Here is a 21582-nt window from a genome sequence, read left to right as displayed (position 1 = left end):
GGTTCGTGGACGGCATCCTGCTGCACCAGCTCCTGCAGTGGCACCACATGCTGAGCAGCACCGACACCGACCGCGCCGGCGTGCGCCACTACCCGATCGACACCGTGCCGGGCCTGCGGATGAACACGCTGTGGGACGGGCTGTTCCACACCGTCACCTGGCTGGCGGTGCTGGTCGGGCTCGGCCTGCTCTACTCCCGCGTCACCGGCTCCCGCGGGCGGGTGTGGCGCTCGCGGGTGCTGTGGGGGTGGATCCTCGTCGGCTGGGGCCTGTTCAACCTGGTGGAGGGTCTGATCGACCACCACCTGCTGGGCATCCACCATGTGCGCACGGGCCCGTACCAGCTCTGGTGGGATCTGGGCTTCCTCATCCTCGGCGCGTTCCTCGTGCTCGCCGGCTGGCTGCTGCAACGTACCGGCGGAGCGCTCGACCTGTGCCACGGTGACGAGCCGGTGCCGTGATGGACCATGACGGCCACGCGCACGCGGCACCGTGCCTGCCGGTGGTCGTCCTGCTGGTGGCCGCCGGATACCTGGTGCTCGCGGGCGCGCGCGGCTGCACGCGGCGGTCCACGTGCCGGTGCCGGCGGAGCAACGGCGCGGCGCGGCCGAGATCATGTACTACGGCGGCGACCTCGCCGAGCTGCTGCTGGCCGTGGCTCTCGCGGCCGGCCGGCGACCCCACCGCGGGGCGCGCCGCACCGAACACCGCGGATGGGGACGGCCGGGCGCGCTGACGGCCGGTGACCGTACCGGATCCATGAGTGGTCCTGGGCGCGCACCCCGCCGATTCATGACCTGCTCGACTCGAGCGAGCGCACGCGGGCGGGCGAGACATCGCCGCGATAGACGATGACGACAGCGGCCAGGCAGACGGCCAGTCCGAGAGCGGTCTGCACGTGGAAGGGCTCACGGAACATGAGGGCTCCCCACACTGCCGTGACCGGGGCCATGAGGAACATGAGCGTGTTGACCTTGGTGACTCCGGAGCGCCTCAGGATGAGCCAGTACAGTCCGTACCCGCCGAAGGTGGACAAGGTCACCAGCCACGTGATCGCGATCCAGAACGAGGGCTCGGCGGGCGGCCGTGCGGCTCCCGCGCTCACGGCCAGCGCGGTGAAGATGACCGCGCTGGTGGCGCAGTGAACGGTCATCGACACCGCGGGGGCGATCTGCGTACGGGAGCGGCCATGCAGCAGCGTGGCCGCCACCAGCGAGAACATGCCGAGGAGCGGGATGAGATAGGCCCACCAGGCCGCGCCGGCGCCGGACGCGGCATCGGCCAGGGTGACCATGGTGACGCCGCCCACTCCCAGGAACAGGCCGAGCCACTGCTTGCGCGCGACGTGTTGATGCAGCAACGGTCCGGCGAGTGCTCCGGCGACGAGCGGCTGGACGCCGTCGATCAGAGCCGTGGTGCCGCTGGAGACCCCGAGCTCGATCGCATAGTAGACGGTGAGCAGGTAGCCGCTCTGCGAGAGCACGCCGATCATGGCCTGCCGGGCGACGTCCCGCACCGTGAGGCCTCTCCACGACGTTCGTGAGAGGGCGGCGACGACCATCAGGACGACGGCCAGGGGCAGGAAGCGCCACATCAGGATCGTGACCGCGGAGGCGGTGCCCACGCCGAGCTTGGCGCCGATGAAGCCGGAGCTCCAGCAGAGCACGAAGGCGATCGAGAGCAGGAGATTCACGACGGCGTCCTTAACTATACCGATCTGTATACCTACCCCTTCACTATACAGATCGGTATAATCAGTGCCATGGGCAGCGAGGACAGGCTCCAACGCATCACGATGACGCCCGCCGCGCGGCGCGTCCTGGAGGCCGCCGCGAGGCTGTTCTACGAGCGCGGCATCCATGCCGTCGGGGTGGATCTGATCGCCGCCGAGGCCGGGGTGACGAAGAAGACCCTCTACGACCGGTTCGGCTGCAAGGAACAGATCGTCGTGGAGTACCTCGCGGATCGCGACGAACGCTGGCGGGCCTTCCTCGCCGGCCACCTGGACGCCGCGCCGGCGGCGCCGGCGGCGCGCGTCCTGGCCGTCTTCGACGCCTCACGTGAGTGGGCCGCGCAGCACAGCCACAAGGGGTGCAGCATGGTCAACGCCCATGCCGAGATCAGCGATCCGGCCCATCCGGCCTACCCGATCATCACGGGGCAGAAGCAGTGGATGCTCACCCTGTTCACCGACCTCGCCAGGGACATCATCCCGGAGCGGGCCGGTCACCTGGGCAGGACGCTCATGCTGCTCCACGAAGGAGCGCTCGTCGCCCAGGGCCTGAACATCTACGCCGACCCCATCGGCCATGCCCGCGAACAGGCACACGCTCTGCTCGCCGCCACGTGAGGCTCATGAGCGCGCGTTCGGAACGAGCCCTGTCCCGGCGTGACAAGCGGTCAGGAATCGAGAAGCGCGGGTCAGAGGGCCGCACCTAGCGTGACGGTCATGGCTTCCATCGAATGCGTCACCTTTGAGGTGGCCGACCCCGCGGCCGCGGATCACTTCTACGCCACAGCCTTCGATCTGGGCATTCAGGTGCGGCTGCGGTCCCCGGCCGCACCGGCGACCGGGTTCCGCGGGTTCACGCTGTCGCTCATCGTGTCCCAGCCGGCCACCGTCAACGCGCTCATCGACGCCGCCCTCGGCGCCCGCGCCACGGCGTTGCAGCCGGCCGCGAAGTCGCTGTGGGGTTACGGCGGCGTGGTGCAGGCGCCGGACGGGACACTCTGGACGGTCGCGTCCTCGTCGAAGAAGGACACCGGCCCGGCCACCCGGCAGATCGACGAGATCGTGCTGCAGCTGGGCGTCACGGACGTGGCCGCGAGCAAGCGGTTCTACGTCCGACGCCGGGCCCTTCACCGATCCGGACGGCTTCGTGTGGGAGGCCGCCTAGCTGCTCCCAGCGCGTCGCGTCCAGGATCCACGTCGACGACGCGGTGCCGTCGAGGGCCTCCAGCCCGGCCAGCCGTACTGACGGCTTCGAGCCCGGCCACCCGTACCCGTGCGAGCGGTCCAGGGGTGGTTGCTACACCTGTAGCAAGCTGGTGCTACAACTGGTGTCATGACAGAGGCCATCACCCGGCTCGGCAGGTGCACGTTGTGCGAGGCGATGTGCGGTCTGCGCGTCACCACGTCCGCCGACCGGATCGTCGACATCCGAGGCGACGAGGACGACCCCCTGTCGGCCGGGCACATCTGCCCCAAGGCGCTCGCCCTGGCCGACCTCCGCGACGACCCCGACAGGCTGCGCTCGCCCGTCCGGCGCACCGAGGACGGCTGGCGGGACATCTCGTGGGAGGAGGCGTTCGACCTGGTCGCCGAGCGCTTCGCGCGGCTCCGGCGGCGGCACGGCGCTGACTCGGTCGCGGTCTACCTGGGCAATCCGGTGACGCACAGCCTCGGCGCGATGACGCACGCTCCCGCGTTCGCCGACCTGCTCGGGACGCGCAACCGGTTCTCCGCGAGCTCGGTCGACCAGCTTCCCCATCAGGTGGTCGCCCGGCTGCTCTACGGCAACCAGTGGCTGCTGCCGGTCCCCGATGTCGATCGCACCGCGTACTTCCTGGTCTTCGGCGCTAACCCGGCCGTCTCCAACGGCAGCCTGATGACGGCGCCGGGGATGGGGCGCAGGATCCGGGCACTGCTGGCGCGGGGCGGCACGATGGTGCTCTTCGATCCGCGGAGGACCGAGACCGCCAGGCTGGGCGCCGAGCACCATTTCGTCCGGCCGGGGACCGACGCGGCGCTCATCCTGGCCATGGTGCGGGTCATCCTGGAGGAAGGCCTGGCGCGCCCCGCCGCGTACATCGACGGCCTCGACGAGGTGCGCGACGTTGTGGCGCCCTTCGAGCCCGAGCGGGCCGAGGCCGCCGCCGGGGTCGAGCCCGGCACGGTCCGGAGGGTGGCGAGGGAGTTCGCGACCGCGCCGGCGGCCGCGTGCTACGGCAGGATGGGCGTGTCCACGCAGCGCTTCGGCACGCTGTGCCAGTGGGGCATCCAGCTGCTCAACATCGTCACGGGCAACCTCGACCGGCCCGGCGGCACGCTGCTCACCAGGCCCGCCGTCGATCCGATCAGGACGCGGCAGATCGACCCCGGCCACCAGGGCAGGTGGCGCAGCCGGGTGCGGGGGCTGCCCGAGTTCGGCGGCGAACTGCCGGTGGCCGCGCTCGCGGAGGAGATCCGCACGCCGGGGCCCGGTCAGGTACGCGGCCTGCTCACGGTGGCGGGGAACCCGGTGCTGTCCACGCCGGGCGGGCCGGCGCTGGACGAGGCGCTCGCCGGTCTTGACTTCATGGCCTGCGTCGACTTCTACGTCAACGAGACCACGCGGCACGCGGACGTGATCCTCCCGCCGACGGAACCGCTGGAACGCGATCACTACGATCTGATCTTCCACATGCTGGCCGTCCGCGACACCGCCCGCTACGTGCCGGCGGTCTTCCCCAAGCCGCCCGGCGCCCGCCACGACTGGGAGATCTTCCGCGAGCTGGGACGCAGGTACGGCCGGTCGGTCGGGTGCCGCCCCTGGCGTGCCGCGCTCATGTTGAGGATGCCGCCGGAGCGCATCGTGGACCTGGGTCTGCGGACCGGCCCGTACCGTCTGTCGCTGGAGCGGTTGCGGCGCAGCCCTCATGGGGCGGACTTCGGTGAGTTGCGGCCCAGCCTGCCCCGACGGCTGCGGACACCGCGCAGGCGCGTGCGCGCCGCACCGCCGTCCCTGGTCGCGGCGGCCGGGGAAGCGGTCGCGGAACTGCTGGAGCCGCCCGAGCCGGGCGGCCCGCTGCTGGAGCCGCCTGGGTTGGGCGGCCTGCTGCTGATCGGCCGCAGGCAGTTGCGAGGTAACAACTCGTGGATGCACAACTCCGGCCGCCTGGTGAAGGGCAGGGCACGTCACCATCTGCTGATGCATCCCGACGACATGGCGGCCCGCGGCCTGGGGGAGGGCGACCTCGTGAGCGTGCGTTCGGCCGCCGGCGAGGTGACGGTGGAGGCGAGCGCCAGCCAGGACATGATGCCGGGCACGGTGAGCCTGCCGCACGGGTACGGTCACGCCCTGCCGGGGGTCCGGCTGTCGGTCGCCCGGCGGCTGCCCGGCTCCAGCGTCAACGCCCTCACCGACCCTGCCGGCCTCGACCAGGTCAGCGGCACGGCGGTGCTCAACGGGGTGCCGGTCACCGTGGAGCGATGCCGGTGAGGACGCGCAGGCAGCGCGCCGCGGATGCGGCCATCGAGGTGATCGCCGAGCAGGGCATGCGGGGCCTGACCCACCGCGCGGTCGACGCCCGGGCCGCGTTGCCGCCAGGGAGCGCGAGCAGTTGCTTCCGCACCCGGCTCGCGCTGCTCGACGGGGTGGTGGACCGCATGCGGGAGCTGGACGAGGCCACGATCGTCCGGATCCCTCCCCACGCGTGGCACAACAGGGAACGGGCCACGGCCGCCCTGGTCGGCCTGCTGGAGCACTGGCTGGGCCCGGCCAGGACGCGGACCAGGGCGAGGATGGAGCTCTATCTCGACGCCGCAGCCTACGCGATGCTCCGGGCCGATCTTGACGCCGCGAGCGAGGTGTTCCTCCGCATGGCCGCTGACGGCATGCGGGCAGCTGGGGTGCCCGGTGCCGGCGACGCGGCGCGCATGCTGGTGGCCCAGCTCGACGGCGTGCTGTTCGACGCCCTTGTCCGCCCGGCCCCCGCGGACGGCGGCGCATGGGTGCGTTACGCCGCAGAGACGATCATGCGCAGCGTTCCCCTGACCGATCGGGAACGCGAACGCGGCCCCGGCTGAAGGCGTGTGCGGCGGGCACGTCATCGTGCTCGCGCCCGCGGGCCGGATATGGTGCTGCGGTGAGTGGGGACGCCTCGACCGAGCCACGCCGCCCCGGCATGCGCCAGGTCGCGCGAGAGGCCGGGGTCTCGCCGACGACGGTGAGCAACGTCCTCAACAGTCCCGAGCTCGTCGCCGAGGAGACGCGCCGGCGCGTGCACGCGGCGATGGAACGCATGGGCTACCTGCCCGACAACGCCGCCAGGCGGTTACGGGGGATGCCCAGCCCGCTGGTCGGCGCGGTGACGCTGGACATCGCCGGCCCGTTCTTCACCGAGGTGTGCCGCGGGGTGGAGGACCGGCTGCTCCAGGACGGTTGCATGCTCATGACCTGCAGCACCGACCTGCAGCCGGGGCGGGAGCGGCACTACCTGCAGGAGCTGGAGAAGCAGCGCGTGCGCGGGGTGCTCATCACCCCGGTCGAGGCCGACCTGGACCCGCTGGTCTCCCTGGCCGGGCGCGGTGTCCCGGTGGTGCTGCTCGACCACAGGTCCGACGGCCGGCTGTGCTCGGTGTCGATGGACAACCAGTGGGGTGGTGAGCAGGTCGCGGCACACCTGATCACGCTGGGGCATCGGCGGATCGCCCTGCTCAGCGCGTCGATCGAGGTGCAGCAGACCGTCGAGCGCCACGCCGGGGTGCGTACGGCGTTCGTGAAGGCCGGCCTCGACCCCGGCCGGGGCGTGCTGGACGTCCGCGTGCCGTCGCCCGACATCACGGTGACCGCCGCGGCGGCGCTGGAGGACGTCCTGGGCGCGGCGGATCCGCCCACCGCGATCATCTGCCTCAACGACACCGCGGCGCTCGGCGTGATCGGCGGCTTGAAGGAGCGGGGGATCGTGGTGCCGGGGGAGATGTCGGTGGTGGGGTACGACGACGTGGCGTTCGCCGCGCAACTGGCGCCGTCGCTGACCACCGTGTGGCAGCCGAAGCGCGAGCTGGGCCGGGTCGCGGCGGAGCTGCTGCTGGACGAGACCCGGCCGGGTCACCGTCATCAGAAGCTGGTCTACCGGCCGCGGCTGGTCGTTCGCGAGTCCACCGCGCCGCCCTGCCGCTGATCCGTTCCGGTTCCGAAAGTTTCAGGCCCATGGAAGACGCTTTCCGCTGCTGACCTGAAAGGTAACAATCGCCCGCTGCGTGGACGGCGGTGTCTCGTTGACACTCTGGTCAGGGCCTTCTTACCGTGTGGGCGCTCGGCACCTCCTCGGGACCCGTACATCGATTGGACGTTCAATGAAACGTTTATCCCGTCCAGCGCTGCTCCTCACGACGCTCGGCAGCACCGTCTGCCTGGTCGCCGTGGCCGCCGCGGGCCTGCAATCACCGGCCGCCGCCGCGGTGGCCTGCGAGGTCGACTACGCCGTCGCCACCCAGTGGTCCGGCGGGTTCACCGGCAACGTGACCATCAGGAACGTGGGCGAACCCGTCAACGGCTGGCACCTCGACTGGTCGTTCACCGCCGGCCAGCGGATCACCCAGGCGTGGAACGCGACCGCCACGCAGAACGGCTCCGCCGTCAGGGCCGAGGACGCGGGCTACAACGCCGCGATCCCGCAGGGCGGCAGCACGACGTTCGGCTTCAACGCCTCGTGGAACGGCTCCGAAAACCCGGCGCCCGCCTCGTTCGCGCTCAACGGCGCCACCTGCACCGGCGACCCCGGCGAGCCGACCCCCACGGTCACGCCGACGGTCCCCGCGGACGCCAAACAGGCGGAAGACCTCGACCGCGGCCTGATCAGCGTCCGCTCCGGCGGCGGCAACCTGGTCTCCTGGCGGTTGCTGGGCACCGAGCCCCGCGACACCTCCTTCACCGTCTATCGAGGCGGTACGCGCGTCGCGACCGTCACCGACTCCACCAACTACCTGGACTCCGGGGCGGCGTCGGACGCCTCCTACACGGTCCGCCCGGCCGGCGGCGCCGAGGGCCCGCCCTCCGAACCCTCGCTCCGTTTCGCCAACGGCTACCTCGACGTGCCCATCTCCCCGCCCGGCGGCCACCACGCCAACGACGCCGGCGTCGGCGACCTGGACGGCGACGGCCGCCTCGACCTGGTGCTGAAGTGGGAGGCCGACAACGCCAAGGACAACTCCCAGTCCGGCACCACCGACGTCGTCTACATCGACGGGATCAAGCTGGACGGCACCCGCCTGTGGCGCGTCAACCTGGGCCGCAACATCCGGGCAGGCGCCCACTACACGCAGTTCCAGGTCTACGACTACGACGGCGACGGCAGGGCCGAGGTCGCCATGAAGACCGCCGACGGCACCGTCGACGGGCGCGGCACCGTCATCGGCGACGCGAGCGCCGACCACCGCAACTCCTCCGGCTACGTCCTGTCCGGGCCCGAGTACCTCACCATGTTCGACGGCCGGACCGGCGCGGCGCTGTCCACGGTGAACTACGACCCGCCCCGCGGCAACGTCTCCTCCTGGGGCGACTCCTACGGCAACCGGGTGGACCGCTTCCTGGCCGGCACCGCGTACCTGGACGGGCAGCGGCCCAGCCTCATCATGGCCCGCGGCTACTACACCCGCGCCGTGATCGCCGCCTGGGACTTCCGCGACGGCCGGCTCGTCAAGCGCTGGACGTTCGACAGCAACGCCTCCGGCAACGGCTCGTACGCCGGCCAGGGCAACCACAGCCTCACCGTCGGCGACGTGGACGCCGACGGCCGCGACGAGATCGTCTACGGCGCCGCCGCCGTCGACGACGACGGCGGCCGCCTGTGGAACGTCGGCTGGGGCCACGGTGACGCCGCCCACCTGGGCGACCTCGATCCCGGCCGCGCGGGCCAGGAGTACGTGAAGATCTCCGAGTCGGCCGACCGGCCTGGCCTGTACATGGTGGACGCCCGTACCGGACAGGTGTTGTGGCGGACCGGCACCGGTTCGGGCTCCGACGGCGAGGGGCCCGGGCGCGGCGTGTCCGCCGACGTCTACGCCGGCAGCCCCGGCGCCGAGTCCTGGGCCGCGGGGGCGGGGCAGAACGGGCTGCGCGACACCTCGGGCACGGTCGTCGGCCGCCAGCCGTCCTCGGCCAACTTCCTGGCCTGGTGGGACGCCGACCCGGTGCGTGAGCTGCTGGACCAGACCAGGATCGACAAGTACGGCACCGGCGGCGAGACCCGCCTGCTGACCGCCTCCGGCGTCCGCAGCAACAACGGCACCAAGGCCACCCCGTCCCTGTCGGGCGACATCCTCGGCGACTGGCGCGAGGAGGTCATCTGGCCCACCACCGACAACCGTGCCCTGCGCGTCTACGCCACACCCCACGCGACCACCACCAGGATCCACACCCTGCTGCACGACCCGCAGTACCGCGTGGCCCTCGCCTGGCAGAACACCGCCTACAACCAGCCGCCGCACCCGAGCTTCTTCATCGGCGACGCCATGAGCACCCCGCCCCGGCCCAACGTCTACGTGCGCTGACCGCACACCGCGTGCGGCTCCGGCCGCCGCGGGCGCGCAGGTGTCTCCTGTGCGCTGAGGGCAGACGTCGTGACCTTCCCGGACGGGCCCCGGGAAGGTCACACAAGCCGCCGCGCCGGCGCGGGTGACCGCAGGCTGAGCACCCGTACCGCGCATGATCCGTTCACCGCGGTCGTCAGGTCGTCGGCGGGTTCGTCACGTCGGCGGACGACCGCGCGACGCGACCGGAGCCGGCGTGGACGTACGGCGTACCGGCCTGGGCGGGGAGTGTGACGACGACCTCGAAACCGCCGCCGGCCGCCGGGCCACAGCGGACGGACCCGCCGTAGGCGGCGACGCGCTCCCTGATGCCCACGAGCCCGTGCCCGCCGGCGGAGGACTGCTCGGACGGCGCGGTCACGCCGCGGCCGTCGTCGGTGATGCGGAGTTCGAGCGCGTCATCCCCATAGCGCAACCACACCTGCGCCGTGTTCACAGCTGAACCTGCGTGCTTTCGCGTGTTAGTCAGCGCTTCCTGCACGGTGCGGTACGCCGCGAGGTCGATGCCGCTCGGCAGGTCGCGCGGCTCGCCGTGCACGGTGAGCTTGACGGGCAGCCCTGAGCGCCGCACGTCCTCGACCAGCCGCTGGAGTTGTGCCAGGCCCGGCTGCGGCGCGTAGGGGTCGCGGTCCGGCGTGCCGTCCCGCAGCACCTCCAGCATGTGCCGCATCTCGGCCAGCGCGTTCTGGCCGATGTCGCTGATCGCCGTCAGTGCTCGCTGCGCGGATTCGGGCCGGCTGTGCATGCAGTGTGCCGCCCCGTTGGCCTGCACGACGATGAGGCTGAGGCTGTGCGAGACGATGTCGTGCATCTCCCGCGCGATCCTGGCGCGCTCCGCGGCGGCGGCGATCCGCGCCTGGTTGTCCCGGTCCCGCTCGAGTTGCTCGGCGCGCTCCCGCAGTCCCGCCACGTAGGCGCGGCGCGTGCCGATGGTGTGGCCCCACATCCACACCGACACGATGAAGATCGTGGCGGTGAACACCTGGAAGGCCATCTCGAGTGGATGGCCTCCCCACCGCAGTGCGGCGAGGACGGCACCGAGCTCGACGACTGCCGCCGCGGCGACCGACACGCGCCGGTCATGGCTGGCGGCGACGGTGTAGAGCCCGGCGAAGAGCATGACGTTGGCCCACGCCGGGATCACTCCGAGCCCCCACTGGGCGAGGGACACGAGGGCCGTCGCCGCGAAACTCGCAACCGGGCGGTCTCGGCGGTAGACGTACGGCAGGCACAGGCCCGCGGAGACCAGCAGCGCGACCGGGTAGCGCGGCAGGTGCCCGGGGACGTACGCGGCCTGCACGGGCACGTTGATCACGAACACCGCCGCGGCCACGGCACCGTCGACCACACGAGGATGCGTCCGCGCCCACGTCACCATTACGTTAGACACACCCGCAGTGTAGGAAGTCGGTCCGGCTGTCGGTCGCCGTCAACGCACATCCGGACATTTGCGGATGTGCCCCACCGTAGCCGCCCGCACGTCCCAGGAAGGGGAGCAGCGCACGATGGTCCGCGTCGTACTGGTCGATGACCAGGAGCTGGTGCGGGCGGGTTTCCGCATGGTCCTCGACGTGGAGCAGGACATCGAGGTCGTCGGCGAGGCCGGCGACGGCGAAACCGCCCTGGAGCTGCTGCGAACCGTCGCGGCCGACGTCGTTCTGGTGGACATCCGCATGCCGCGCCTGGACGGCGTGGAGACGACCCGCCGCATCCGCGCGGTGGCCGGAGGGCCGCGCGTGCTGATCCTGACGACCTTCGACCTGGACGAGTACGCCTACGCGGCGCTCAAGGCCGGAGCCAGCGGCTTCATGCTCAAGGAGGTCTCACCGTCGGATTTGCTGTCGGCGATCCGCGCCGTGCACTCCGGCAACGCGGTGGTCGCGCCCAGCACGACACGGCGGCTGCTCGACCGATTCGCCGGTCAGCTCGTCACCGACGACGACCCGCGCACGCCGGATTCGATCGAGGTGCTGACGGCACGCGAGCGTGAGGTGCTCGTGCTGGTGGCTCGCGGCCTGTCGAACGCCGAGATCGCCGACCGGCTCCACGTGGCCGAGGCGACGGTCAAAGCCCACGTGGGCCGGATCCTGACCAAGCTCGACCTGCGGGACCGGGTGCAGGCGGTGGTGCTCGCGTACGAGACAGGTCTGGTCGAGGTACGACCCAGGTCGTAAGAGCCGCCGGTTATTCGCCCTGAGGCCTAGAGAAAAAGCTCGACCTGGGGCCGACGCGACCGCCTGACCGGCCGTGCCAGGGTGACGGCATGATGACGAGATCGATCGCGCGGGTTGCCGCCGCGTGTCTCATGGCGACAGGCTTGGCTGTTCCGGCCGGCGCCCAGGCCGCCTCCATGCCCGTGCAGAAGATCGCTTGGGGAGACTGCACCGGCGATGCCGCGGAAGACAAGGAGATCCGGTGCGCGGACCTCTCGGTGCCCGTGGACTGGCACCGCCCGCGAGACCAGCGCACCACCGTCCGCTTGGCGAAACTCCCGGCCCAAAACTCCGCGCAGCGAGTCGGCTCGCTGCTGGTCAACCTGGGAGCCGATGGGGCCACGGCCGAGCATCTGCCGGGGAAGGAGAAAGAAGAGCTGGCGGAGCTGACCCAGTGGTTCGACGTCATCGCCTTCGACGCGCGGGGGCGAGGCGGCAGCGACGGTGTCACGTGCGACACCGGGCCGGCCTACACCGCCTTGATGTTCTCAGGTGACAAGCAGACGTGGGACCGGTTCGTGCGGGACAACCGCACGTGGGAGGCCGCCTGCAGGAAGGCGGCGGGCCCGCTGGCAGACAATCTGGACTCCTGGCAGGTCGCCCATGACATGGAGGCGATCAGGAAGGCGCTCGGCGAGGGCAGGCTCACCTACTACGGCAACTCCTACGGCACGGTGTTCGGCAAGGCCTACGCCGAACTCTTCCCCACCAAGGTGCACCGCATGTACCTCGACAGCGTGCAGGACCACACCTCGCGCTCGCCCATGAGGGCCCTCGCGCCCATGGCCGAGCTCGCGCGCGACAAGTTCGAGCGCTTCGGCCAGTGGTGCGAGACCGATTCCGCGTGCGCGCTGCACCCGCACAACGCCCGCGAGGTGTGGGACCAGCTGATGGCGAAGGCGCGTCGAGACCCCCTGCCGGCCCCCGACGCCGGTCAGGGCAAGACCGTCGGCCCGACGCAGCTGCGCCTCAACGCGTTCCTCTCCGTGCCCAAGGCGTCCAGGTGGCCGCAGTTCGCTCAGGCGCTGGCCAAGGCTCGCGCGGGCAATGCGAGCGAGCTCCACATCACGCCGTCCGACGTTCCGACGGGAATCCGCGTTGACGGCCTGGCGTGGTGCGCCGACTTTCCGTTCTCCCAGGGCTGGGCCGGAATGGCCACGATCGAGCGCCGGCTGCACGCGATCGACCCGCGCGTCGGCCGGCTGATGGCGAAGATGTCCTACGGCCGGTGCGTCGGGCTGCGTCACCAGGGCTCGTTCCCGCCGCACACCATCGCTCCCCAAGGGCTGCCGCCCGTGCTGCTCGTGGGCGGGCTGCGGGACAACACCACTCCGCCTGCCGGCGGCCGGCTCCTGGCCGGGCAGTTGCCTGGCGCGACCTGGATCGACGCCGACTCCGACCACGCCGTCTACCTGTCCGGCAACCGCTGCGTGCGCGACATCGTGCACCGCTACCTGCGCACCGGCGATCGTCCAGCATCGGGCCACGTGTGTCCCGCCTGAGCCGGGTCGCGGCCGGTATGTGCGCTGGTATCGCTCGTGGGCAGGAGACGGCGATGAAAGGGAAGCTTCTCCTGAGAACGGCTCTCGCGGTGACCGCCACGGCCGTCGCGGGAGCGCTCGCCACCGACGCGCGCTCCAGCTGGTATCAGCGGCTGAAGAAGCCGTCGTGGCAGCCGCCGCCACAGGCCTTCGGTCTGGTCTGGACCCCTCTGCACGTGCTCATCACCTATGCGGGCGCGCGGGCCCTCTCCCGCGGTGACCAGGAGGAGAGCCGGGCATTCTGGAGCGCTCTGGCCGGCAACCTGGTGCTCAACGCCGCATGGCCGGCCCTGTTCTTCCGGGCGCGTAACCCGCGGCTGGCACTCGCCGAGATCCTCGTCCTCAACGCGTCCAACGCGATGCTCGTCCGGCGGGGATGGTCAGCCGATCGCCGCGCAGGGCTGTTCCTGCTGCCCTACGCGGGATGGACGGTGTTCGCCACCGCCCTCAACACCGCCATCGCCCGCCGGAACCGCGACGGATGAGGCGGCCGCCGCGGTGTCCTGGGCACAGCGCGGGTGAGCCCGCGCGGAGGGTGGCACGGGCTCACATCGGCAGGCGGACGAGGCGGGTCAGTTGGTGTCGAGAGCGACGGCGATGTCGGTGATGGTCAGGGGGAACGGGTAGTCGCCGACGGGGGTGGCGGCGCCGGTGAGCAGGTCGACCGTGTTGAGCGTCGCGTCGCCGTCCACGACGAGGGTGGCGAAGGCCGAGTTCGAGACGGTCTTGCCGTTGCTCAGGTCGCTGTAGATGTCGATGCCCGCGTTCGTGGCGACGGGCATGCCGAGCGCGCCGGTCGGGGCGAGCAGCCCGTTGTTGGCCGGTGACTGGATGACGATCTGCGCGGTCGAGGTGTTGACGTCGAACAGCGTGGTCGCGGTGTCGCCGTTGAGGTCGTTGTTGGTGTAGGCGGCGGCGGTGACCCCGCCGGCCGGCGAGCCCGGGCCGTTGCTCAACGGGGTGTCCGACACCGTCGTGCCGTCGTTGAGGTTGTGCCGCAGGTTCTGGCCGTTGTCGCTGATCACGCGCAGCCGGTCGGCGGCCGGGTTGAAGTCGACGCCGAACGCCGTGCCCTTGAGCCCCACCTTGAGCTGGGAGACCTTCGTGACGACCACGTCCTGGTTGCCCGTCGGGAGCGAGATCGTGTAGATGCCGCCGTGGTTGCCGACGGCATAGAACTTGCCGTCCTGCACGCGGAAGTCGATCCCGATCACGAAGGTGTCGGTGACCAGCCCGGTGATCCGCCGGACCCAGTTGAGCTCTTCCGGCTTGTCGGTCGTGAACGTGGCCATCAGCCGGCCGTCATCGGTGATCCCGTACGCCCGCAGCGAGGCGGCCGTGGCTGAATGGGAGCTTGCCGCCTGGCTGATTCCCGCCGGCCCGACAGCGATGGCCGCCGCTGCCGCGAACGCGATCAGTAAAGCGACCCTTTTCGTGATCCGTCCTCGCATGGGTGCTCCTCCATCGAGTTGTGCCGGCACCTTCAGGCAGCCCTTTGTCGCCTGCATCACCGGCGTGCTGGCAAGCAGCAACAGCTTGTCTGGAGCAGGCGGACGTGTCCTCGTGACAAATGTCAAAGTGCCCTGCCAGGAGCGGGGCCGCCTTTGTCATCAAGCGCAACCGCGGCGCCGGACCCATAGCAGTTCGCCCGTACGGCGTCGGCGATCGGTGCGAGGACGTGGGGACTCCTCCCGCTCGCTCGCGGGAGAAGCCGCCTGTGCACAGCGCGCGGCAAGCGCCTCGACGGGCTAGATGCTGCCCTTGCGCTCGATGACGAGGATGCGTGCCATGGGTGCGGGATGCGCGACGTGTTCGTCACCCGGTTCGGCGTAGCAGATGCGGCCGGGGGTGAGCCGCTCGACGTGTTCCCGGCCGTCGCGGCGGTAGTGCATGTCGACGGCGCCGTCCATGACGGCGAAGACCTCCGGGCCGTCGTTCACGTGCCAGACGTAGGGCTCATCCGTCCAGTGCAGCCGGACGGTGGCGTGGTCGAGCTCGGTGATGTCGAAGGCGCCCCATGGGCGATCGGCGGTGAACGAGGACGCGTCGAGGAACAACATGGCTTCTCCCTGGCTTCATGTGCATCGTCATCCTTGTCGAGCAGCGGACCGGGGACGAGTGACAGAAACGCCTATTAACGTAAGAATCCTGCCATGCACCGTGTTGTGGGTCTGGCCCTGCCGAAGGTGGTCGCCTTCGACCTCACCATCCCCGCGGAGGTGTTCGGCGGTGCGGAGTACTCCTTCGCCGTCTGCGCCGAATCGGCGGGGTCCGTTCCTTCGACCACGGGCTTCGACCTCCACGCACCGCTGGGGCTCGACGCTCTCGACGCGGCCGACACGATCGTGGTGCCGGGTTACGCACCGCTGGTGGAGCCCTCCTCGCCGGTGCTCGACGCGCTGCGCGCCGCCTCCGCACGGGGCGCCCGGATCGTCTCGGTCTGCACGGGTGCCTTCGCGCTGGCCGCAGCGGGGTTGCTGGACGGCCGGCGGGCGACCACCCATTGGATGGACACCGCCGACCTCGCTGCCCGCTACCCGGCTGTCGACGTCGACCCCGACACCCTGTACGCCGACAACGGGAACGTGCTGACCAGCGCCGGATTCGCCGCGGGCATCGATCTGTGCCTGCACCTGGTGCGCACCGATCACGGCCCGGAGGCCGCGATACGGATCGCGCGGCGTCTGGTCGTCGCGCCGCACCGTGAGGGCGGTCAGGCCCAGTTCCTGCAACGACCGCTGCCGCCCAGCGGCGAGGGCATGGCCGCGGTGTGCGCCTGGGCGCTGGACCACCTGGCCGACCCCGTCACCGTCGCCGACCTCGCCCGCCGGGCGGGATTGGCGCCGCGAACGTTCGCCCGCCACTTCGCCGCGGAGACCGGCACCACCCCGCTGCGCTGGCTGGCCGCCCAGCGGCTCCTCGAAGCGCGCAGACTGCTGGAGGGCACCGACCTGCCGGTCGATGAGGTGGCCCGGCGCTCAGGCCTCGGCACGGCCGCCAACCTCCGGCTACACCTGTCGCGCGATGCGTCCACCACTCCCACCGCCTATCGCCGTACGTACCGCGGCCGCCGCCCGCGCTGACCCACGCTCCTATCGCCTATCGCCGATCGCCGATCGCCGATCGCCGACCGCCGACCGCCGACCGCCTCGCGCACCGCGAGGGCGCCGGCGGCCGAGGGGGACGAGGTCCCATGGGCCGCCCGCGCGCTCAGCTCTTGAAGGCCTCCCGGATGACGTCGTCGAGGACCTCCCGGGAACGGACGAGGTCGCCGATCATGCGGTCGATGCGCTCGCGTTCCCTGGTGAGCTGGTCGGCCAGCCACGGGGAGGCCACCTGGCCCGGCCCGCCCTCGCCGTCACCCAGGCACGGGAGCAACTGCGCGATCTTGGTGCTGCACAACCCGGCGGCGAACAACTCCTGTATGCGGATGACCCGCTCCACGGCGCTCTCGCAATATTCGCGGTGGCCGCCGGGCGTGCGCTGCGCCTGCAGCAGCCCTTGCTTCTCGTAGTAACGCAGTGACCGCTCGCTCACGCCCGTCTGCCGAGCCAGCTCACCGATCCGCATGCCGCACCTCGGGTTGAACCTGACATCAGTGTCAACTCTTACCGTACAGGGCATGACCGATCTCTTGCTCAAGTCCTACCGTCTCGGCCGTCTGACGCTCCCCAACCGTATGGTGATGGCCCCGATGACGCGCTTCCGCGCCCATGAGGACGGCACCCCGCAGCCGATCGTCGCCGAGTATTACGCGCAACGAGCCAGTGCCGGTCTCATCGTCACGGAAGGCATCTGGCCCAGTGCCCGCGGCCAGGCGGAATGGCGCATGCCGGGGTTGGAGACACCCGACCACGTGCGAGGCTGGCGCGCCGTCACCGAGGCCGTGCACGCGGCCGGCGGCCGCGTCTTCGCCCAGCTCATGCACGGCGGCCGGCACGGTCACCCCCTGTCCCGCCTGGCCGCCGACCTCCCCTCCGGCCCGTCCCCCGTGCCCGTACCCGGTCCGGTCCACGTACGGGACGGCGGCAAGGCCGATCCCGTCACTCCCCGTGCCATGACCGGAGCGGACATCCGGCAGGCCGTCCAGGACCACGTCACCGCCGCCCGCAACGCCATGGCAGCAGGATTCGACGGGGTCGAGTTGCACGGGGCCAACAGCTACCTGATCCACCAGTTCCTGGCCGACAACACCAACCTCCGGGACGACGAGTACGGCCCCGGCACGCCGGGCGGCCGTGTCCGCTTCCCCATCGAGGTCGTCACCGCCGTGGCCGACGCGATCGGCGCCCACCGTACAGGGCTGCGCCTGTCGCCGGGCAACCCGCAGTTCGGCATGGTCGAGTGCGACCCCGGCCCCGTCTATCGCGACCTCATCGACCGCATCGACGGCCTCGGCCTGGCCTACCTGCACCTCACCGACGACGACCGCTATCCCGCTCTGGCCGACCTGCGACCCCGCTGGCACGGGACCCTCATCGCCAACGTCGGTGAGAACCGCCCCGCCACCAGCAAGGAAGCAGGTGAGGCCGCGCTCGCCTCCGGCCGCGCTGACCTGATCTCCTACGGCAGGGCCTTCATCGCCAACCCCGACCTGCCCGCCCGCTTCGCCCGTAACGCCCCGCTCCAGCCGATCGACACCGCCCGCCTGTACACCCACGGAGCCGCCGGATACACCGACTATCCCCGCATGGACGCCGAAACCCTCACGCTCTGCTGACGCCGCGAGAAGGAAGCGCCGGTCAGCCCGCGTTCGACAGGCTGGGCGACGGCTCGTCCTCGGAGCCGTCCGCCTGCTCACCGGCCCTGCTCTCGGCCCGCGGGGAAAGGGCGTCCAGCTTGGTGTGCAGGCGCGCCAGCTCCTCCGTGATCGCCCTGAGCCGGTCGTCGGTGCGCTGCTCCTCCACGGAGGTGCTCTCGTCGTCCATGGCGTTGACGACGACCGCGATGAACAGGTTGAGCACCACGAAAGAGGACACCAGGATGTAGGCCACGAAGAAGACCCAGGCCCAAGGGTGCGCATCCATGATCTGGCCGGCGATGTCCGGCCAGCCCTCCCCGGTCATCACCTGGAACAGGGTGAACAGGGAGGTCGGAATCTCGGCGAAGTACGCCGGCGCGGTCCGCCCGAACCACTGGGTGGCCATCACCGCCGCCACGTACATGATGATGATCAGCAGACCGAGAATGGAGGCCATGCCGGGAATGGCGGCCATCAGCGCGGAGATGACCCTGCGCATGCTGGGCACCGCGGTGACCAGGCGCAGTGCCCGCATGATCCGCAAGGTGCGGAGCACGGAGGCCGGCCCGGAGGCGGGCACCAGCGCTATCCCCACGATGGCGGCGTCGAACCAGTTCCACGGGTCCTTGAAGAACGCGCCCCGGTGGGCGTAGAGGCGGGCGGTGAGCTCCAGGACGAACACCCCCACCACCACGCGGTCCACGACGTGGAGCGGCTCGCCGATCCACCCCATCACGAAGGAGGAGGTCTCACATCCGATCGTGATCGCGTTGAGCACGATGACCGCCATGATCGCCCGCTCGAACCGCGGGTGGGCGAGGAGGGCGCGCACGCGTTCTCGATCCAGCAACGTTCAGCCTCCGATGTCGGCGCCAGGGCGTCGATCATCGTACGAGGTGGGACGTGCCGAGCAGCGACCGGCATGCTCGTCCTGGACCGTGCCGCGTCGATCGGGAAGCGCTCACGGCCGTGGCGCGCTCGTTCGTGCGGATCGCCGGGACGGGGTCGGCGAATTCTGGACGACCCGCAACCCGCGGGTCTCCCGCCACGGTTCCTTCCAGGAGAGCGTGACGGCGCTGGTCCTGGCGGTGTTGTGCGACGACTCCTGACACGAGGCGCGCGGCCTGGCCCGGAGGTCGGCCGGGCGCCTGACCGCGTCGAGGGCCGGGCCGTCAGGCGTTCCCGGCGTCGACCGCGTCCGCGAACGCGCGCATGGACGTGAAGGTCCAGTCCGGGGTGACGCCGGCCGGCGGCTCCGGCGTCGCGCCCCAGCCCGCGTTGTCGTGACGGCGGTTGATCCACACGGTCGGGAGGCCCGCGGCCTTGGCCGGCACGTGGTCGTGGAACAGGCTCTGCGCCACGTGCAGTAGCTTGCCCTCGCCCACTCCGAGCCGCTCGGCCTCGCGCGCCAGCGCCTCGAAGTTGCGGGGATCGGGCTTGTAGGAGCCGATGTCCTCGGCGGTGAGGATGCTGGTGAAGGTGGTGCCGAGGCGCTTGTTGGAGCCGGCGAAGGAGGCGCGGTCGACGTTGGACAGGATGATGAGCCGGTAGCGCCGCGAGAGCCGCTCCAGCGCCTCCTTCGAGTCGGGGAACGCCGGCCAGTCGGGCACGGAGACCGCCAGCGACTCGGCCTCGTCGTCGCTGACCGGCACGCCGAGCTGCGCACCCAGGCCACGCATCGCCCGCGCGAGGATCCGCGGGTAGAGGTCGCCGGGGTGGTCGACCTCGGCCTGCGCCTCGTGCGTCGAGTACGCCGTCAGCAGCTGCTCGCCGGTCATCCGCAGGCCGTGCGCCTCGGCCCACGGGCGCAGCACGGTCGCGATGCCGGCCTCCCAGTCGATGAGGGTTCCGTAACAGTCGAAGCTGAGGGCGTCGAAGTCGTTGAAGTTCACTGTGCGTGCTCCTGGATGAGGTCGAGGTAGAAACGTTCGGAGTCGTCGCAGTGGGCGTTCCAGGCGGCCTTGGCCTGCCGGACGTCGCCGGAGCGCAGCGCCTCGAGCAGCAGCTCGTGCTCGTGCGCCAGGTCGGAGACGCTGTCGTAGGTCGGGCGCAGCTGAGCGATGAGCAGGCGCAGCTCGGCGCTGAGCTCGTCGAAGGTGCGCAGCAGACGGGCCGAGCCCGCGGCCACGAAAACGGCCCGGTGGAACGCCACGTCATGGCCGGCGACCACGTCCCACGGGACGTCGTCGCCCAGCGCGGCGAACGCCTGCGCCGCCGAGGCGATGCCAGTGAGCGGCCGGGCCTGCGACATGATCATCTCGACGGCGATCGTCTCGATCGGGCGACGCAGCCGGCCCAGGTCGATCGCGTCCTCGGCGGTGAACGAGCGGACCTGCGCGCTGCGTCCGCGCCCGCGGTCGAGCAGCCCTTCCGCCACCAGCGTCTGCACGGCTGCGCGCACCGTGGGACGGGCCACGCCGAACTCCAGCGACAGGTCGGTGTCGCGCAGTTGGTCTCCGCCCCGGTAGTGGCCGGACAACAACCGGCGGCGCAGCTGGTCGGCGACCGCGTCCGCCACGGTGACCGGGTGAATCGACATGGCTAACTGTATAACAGCTATTCAGCGAGTCAGGCAAGCGGAAGGCCCGCACCTGCGGACCGGCCGGAGGACGGCATGGAGATGCCGGCCACGGCCGCACGCCGGGCCGGCTTCCCGGTTACTGCTTCTCCGCCATGACGACGGTCACGGTGTTCTGCTCGCCATCCCGCTGGTAGGTGATCTGCACCCGCTGGCCGACCGTGAAGCCGCGGACCTGCCCGACGACCGTGTCGCCGCCCGTGACCGGCGTGTCGCCGATCTTGGTGAGAAGGTCGCCCTGCTTCAGCCCCGCCTTGTCGGCCGGGCTGCCCGGGACCACCTGCCGGATCAGCGCGCCGGCCACCTGGCCCGTCGCGTCGGTGACGCTCACTCCCAGGTACGCGTGGCTCACCTTGCCCTTGCTGATGAGCTGCTCGGATACCTGCTTGGCGGTGTTCACCGGGATGGCGAAGCCCAGGTTGACCCCTTCGGGAGCGACAGCGCTGTTGATGCCGACCAGCTCGCCGGCGGCGTTGACCAGGGCGCCGCCGGAGTTTCCTGGGTTGATCGCCGCGTCGGTCTGGATCATGCCGCCGAGCGTAGTCGTCCCGCTCTCCTGCTCCTGCCCGCCCATGCCCGGGGGTGGCTGCCGTTCGTCCGGACCGTTCCCGGCGGTCACGGTACGGTCCAGCGCGCTGACGATGCCCGCCGTCACCGTGCCGTCGAGGCCGAGCGGGCTTCCGATGGCCAGGACGTCGTCACCGACCTTGAGCTGGTCGCTGTCACCCAGCGTGGCTCTGGCCAGCCCGGTCACGCCTTCGGCGCGGATGACGGCGAGGTCGGTGGCCGGGTCGGTGCCCACCACGCCGGCCTGGGCGGTCCTGCCGTCGCTGAACTTCACCGCCAGGCGATCCTGCCCGGCCACGACGTGGTTGTTGGTGAGGATCAGCCCGTCCGCCGACAGCACCACCCCGGAGCCTCCGGCGCTCTGCCCCTGGATCATCACCACCGACGGCTGCACCAGCTCGGCGACCTGCGCGACCGTGTACGGGGCGGAAGCCGTACGGAACACCGGGTTGGGGCCGGAGACGGTGGCGGTCGGGGCCGGCCGGCCGAGCGCCGCCAGGTGCGCGCCCACGGCGCCGCCTCCGAGCGCCGCCCCCGCGAGGGTGACCAGCGTCGCCAGCGCCAGTCCCGCGGCCACCTTGCCGGTGAGGACGAACCCCGTCCGCCGCTGCGGGGCGGGAGGAGGAGGGCTGTCTCTTATACACAAC

The 21582-nt window shown here is 71.1% G+C and carries 20 protein-coding genes; 11 read left to right on the top strand and 9 right to left on the bottom strand.

From position 1 onward, the window contains the following. Positions 1-461: DUF2243 domain-containing protein (locus tag E1292_RS41005; protein ID WP_132604453.1), on the top strand; the 461-nt coding region annotated here is incomplete at its 5' end. 329 nt (positions 462-790) lie between these two features. Here the strand turns inward: E1292_RS41005 and E1292_RS40995 are convergent. Beyond that, on the bottom strand, positions 791-1693 hold the full coding sequence (locus tag E1292_RS40995) for a DMT family transporter (protein ID WP_132604450.1): 903 nt from the start codon (positions 1691-1693) through the stop codon (positions 791-793). Positions 1694-1762: 69 nt separating this feature from the next. Here E1292_RS40995 and E1292_RS40990 point away from each other — a divergent pair, with 69 nt between their 5' ends. From E1292_RS40990 to E1292_RS40965, 5 genes are all read left to right on the top strand, one after another. Next, positions 1763-2350, top strand: a complete 588-nt coding sequence (locus E1292_RS40990; RefSeq protein WP_165974999.1) for a TetR/AcrR family transcriptional regulator — start codon at positions 1763-1765, stop codon at positions 2348-2350. 715 nt (positions 2351-3065) lie between these two features. After that, complete coding sequence (locus E1292_RS40980) at positions 3066-5201, top strand: molybdopterin-dependent oxidoreductase (RefSeq protein ID WP_132604447.1); 2136 nt, start codon at positions 3066-3068, stop codon at positions 5199-5201. Next, positions 5192-5788 carry a TetR/AcrR family transcriptional regulator gene (locus tag E1292_RS40975; RefSeq protein ID WP_132604444.1) on the top strand — a complete coding sequence of 199 codons (597 nt, stop codon included), beginning with the start codon at positions 5192-5194 and terminating at the stop codon, positions 5786-5788. Before E1292_RS40980 ends, E1292_RS40975 begins: the two co-directional genes overlap by 10 nt. Positions 5789-5847: 59 nt before the next feature. Further along, the gene (locus tag E1292_RS40970; RefSeq protein ID WP_165974998.1) at positions 5848-6885 is read left to right on the top strand and encodes a LacI family DNA-binding transcriptional regulator; all 1038 of its coding nucleotides are present in this window, start codon (positions 5848-5850) and stop codon (positions 6883-6885) included. 175 nt (positions 6886-7060) lie between these two features. Then, on the top strand, positions 7061-9256 hold the full coding sequence (locus E1292_RS40965; protein WP_132604438.1) for a rhamnogalacturonan lyase family protein: 2196 nt from the start codon (positions 7061-7063) through the stop codon (positions 9254-9256). A 175-nt stretch (positions 9257-9431) separates the two neighbouring features. Here the strand turns inward: E1292_RS40965 and E1292_RS40960 are convergent, their stop codons facing one another. Continuing rightward, positions 9432-10685, bottom strand: coding sequence for a sensor histidine kinase (locus E1292_RS40960; RefSeq protein WP_246090681.1), 1254 nt, complete (start codon positions 10683-10685; stop codon positions 9432-9434). A 115-nt stretch (positions 10686-10800) separates the two neighbouring features. Here E1292_RS40960 and E1292_RS40955 point away from each other — a divergent pair, with 115 nt between their 5' ends. From E1292_RS40955 to E1292_RS40945, 3 genes are all read left to right on the top strand, one after another. After that, positions 10801-11469 (top strand): response regulator, encoded by a 669-nt coding sequence (locus E1292_RS40955; RefSeq protein ID WP_132604459.1) that lies wholly within the window; start codon positions 10801-10803, stop codon positions 11467-11469. Positions 11470-11612: 143 nt separating this feature from the next. After that, entirely contained in the window at positions 11613-13010 is a 1398-nt protein-coding gene (locus tag E1292_RS40950; protein ID WP_165974997.1) for an alpha/beta hydrolase, read from the top strand. Between the two features lie 53 nt (positions 13011-13063). Next, positions 13064-13534, top strand: a complete 471-nt coding sequence (locus E1292_RS40945; RefSeq protein ID WP_132604432.1) for a TspO/MBR family protein — start codon at positions 13064-13066, stop codon at positions 13532-13534. An 87-nt stretch (positions 13535-13621) separates the two neighbouring features. Here the strand turns inward: E1292_RS40945 and E1292_RS40940 are convergent, their stop codons facing one another. Together E1292_RS40940 and E1292_RS40935 are read right to left on the bottom strand one after the other, a co-directional pair. Continuing rightward, positions 13622-14500: a DUF4394 domain-containing protein gene (locus E1292_RS40940; protein WP_132604429.1), complete on the bottom strand. Its 879-nt coding sequence runs from the start codon at positions 14498-14500 to the stop codon at positions 13622-13624. Between the two features lie 297 nt (positions 14501-14797). After that, positions 14798-15109 (bottom strand): cupin, encoded by a 312-nt coding sequence (locus E1292_RS40935; RefSeq protein WP_132604426.1) that lies wholly within the window; start codon positions 15107-15109, stop codon positions 14798-14800. 93 nt (positions 15110-15202) lie between these two features. On the opposite strand from E1292_RS40935, the gene E1292_RS40930 reads away from it, so the two are divergent. After that, complete coding sequence (locus E1292_RS40930) at positions 15203-16132, top strand: helix-turn-helix domain-containing protein (protein ID WP_132604423.1); 930 nt, start codon at positions 15203-15205, stop codon at positions 16130-16132. A gap of 127 nt (positions 16133-16259) precedes the next feature. On the opposite strand, the gene E1292_RS40925 is transcribed toward E1292_RS40930, so the two are convergent. Further along, on the bottom strand, positions 16260-16619 hold the full coding sequence (locus E1292_RS40925) for a MerR family transcriptional regulator (protein WP_132604420.1): 360 nt from the start codon (positions 16617-16619) through the stop codon (positions 16260-16262). 52 nt (positions 16620-16671) lie between these two features. On the opposite strand from E1292_RS40925, the gene E1292_RS40920 reads away from it, so the two are divergent. After that, positions 16672-17769 (top strand): alkene reductase, encoded by a 1098-nt coding sequence (locus E1292_RS40920; RefSeq protein ID WP_132604417.1) that lies wholly within the window; start codon positions 16672-16674, stop codon positions 17767-17769. A 22-nt stretch (positions 17770-17791) separates the two neighbouring features. On the opposite strand, the gene E1292_RS40915 is transcribed toward E1292_RS40920, so the two are convergent. The 4 genes from E1292_RS40915 to E1292_RS40900 all read right to left on the bottom strand — a co-directional run. Beyond that, on the bottom strand, positions 17792-18622 hold the full coding sequence (locus E1292_RS40915) for an ion transporter (RefSeq protein WP_246090680.1): 831 nt from the start codon (positions 18620-18622) through the stop codon (positions 17792-17794). 340 nt (positions 18623-18962) lie between these two features. Further along, positions 18963-19682 (bottom strand): haloacid dehalogenase type II, encoded by a 720-nt coding sequence (locus tag E1292_RS40910; RefSeq protein WP_132604414.1) that lies wholly within the window; start codon positions 19680-19682, stop codon positions 18963-18965. Next, complete coding sequence (locus tag E1292_RS40905; RefSeq protein WP_132604410.1) at positions 19679-20329, bottom strand: GntR family transcriptional regulator; 651 nt, start codon at positions 20327-20329, stop codon at positions 19679-19681. Before E1292_RS40905 ends, E1292_RS40910 begins: the two co-directional genes overlap by 4 nt. A gap of 118 nt (positions 20330-20447) precedes the next feature. Next, positions 20448-21582 (bottom strand): S1C family serine protease (locus E1292_RS40900; RefSeq protein ID WP_132604407.1); only part of this gene is annotated, 1135 nt, incomplete at its 5' end.

The sequence above is a fragment of the Nonomuraea deserti genome (genome assembly GCF_004348685.1).
In the GTDB taxonomy this organism is placed as follows: domain Bacteria; phylum Actinomycetota; class Actinomycetes; order Streptosporangiales; family Streptosporangiaceae; genus Nonomuraea; species Nonomuraea deserti.
The sequence above is the reverse complement of the archived record's forward strand: the minus strand, read 5'-3'. Positions and strand labels throughout refer to the sequence as shown.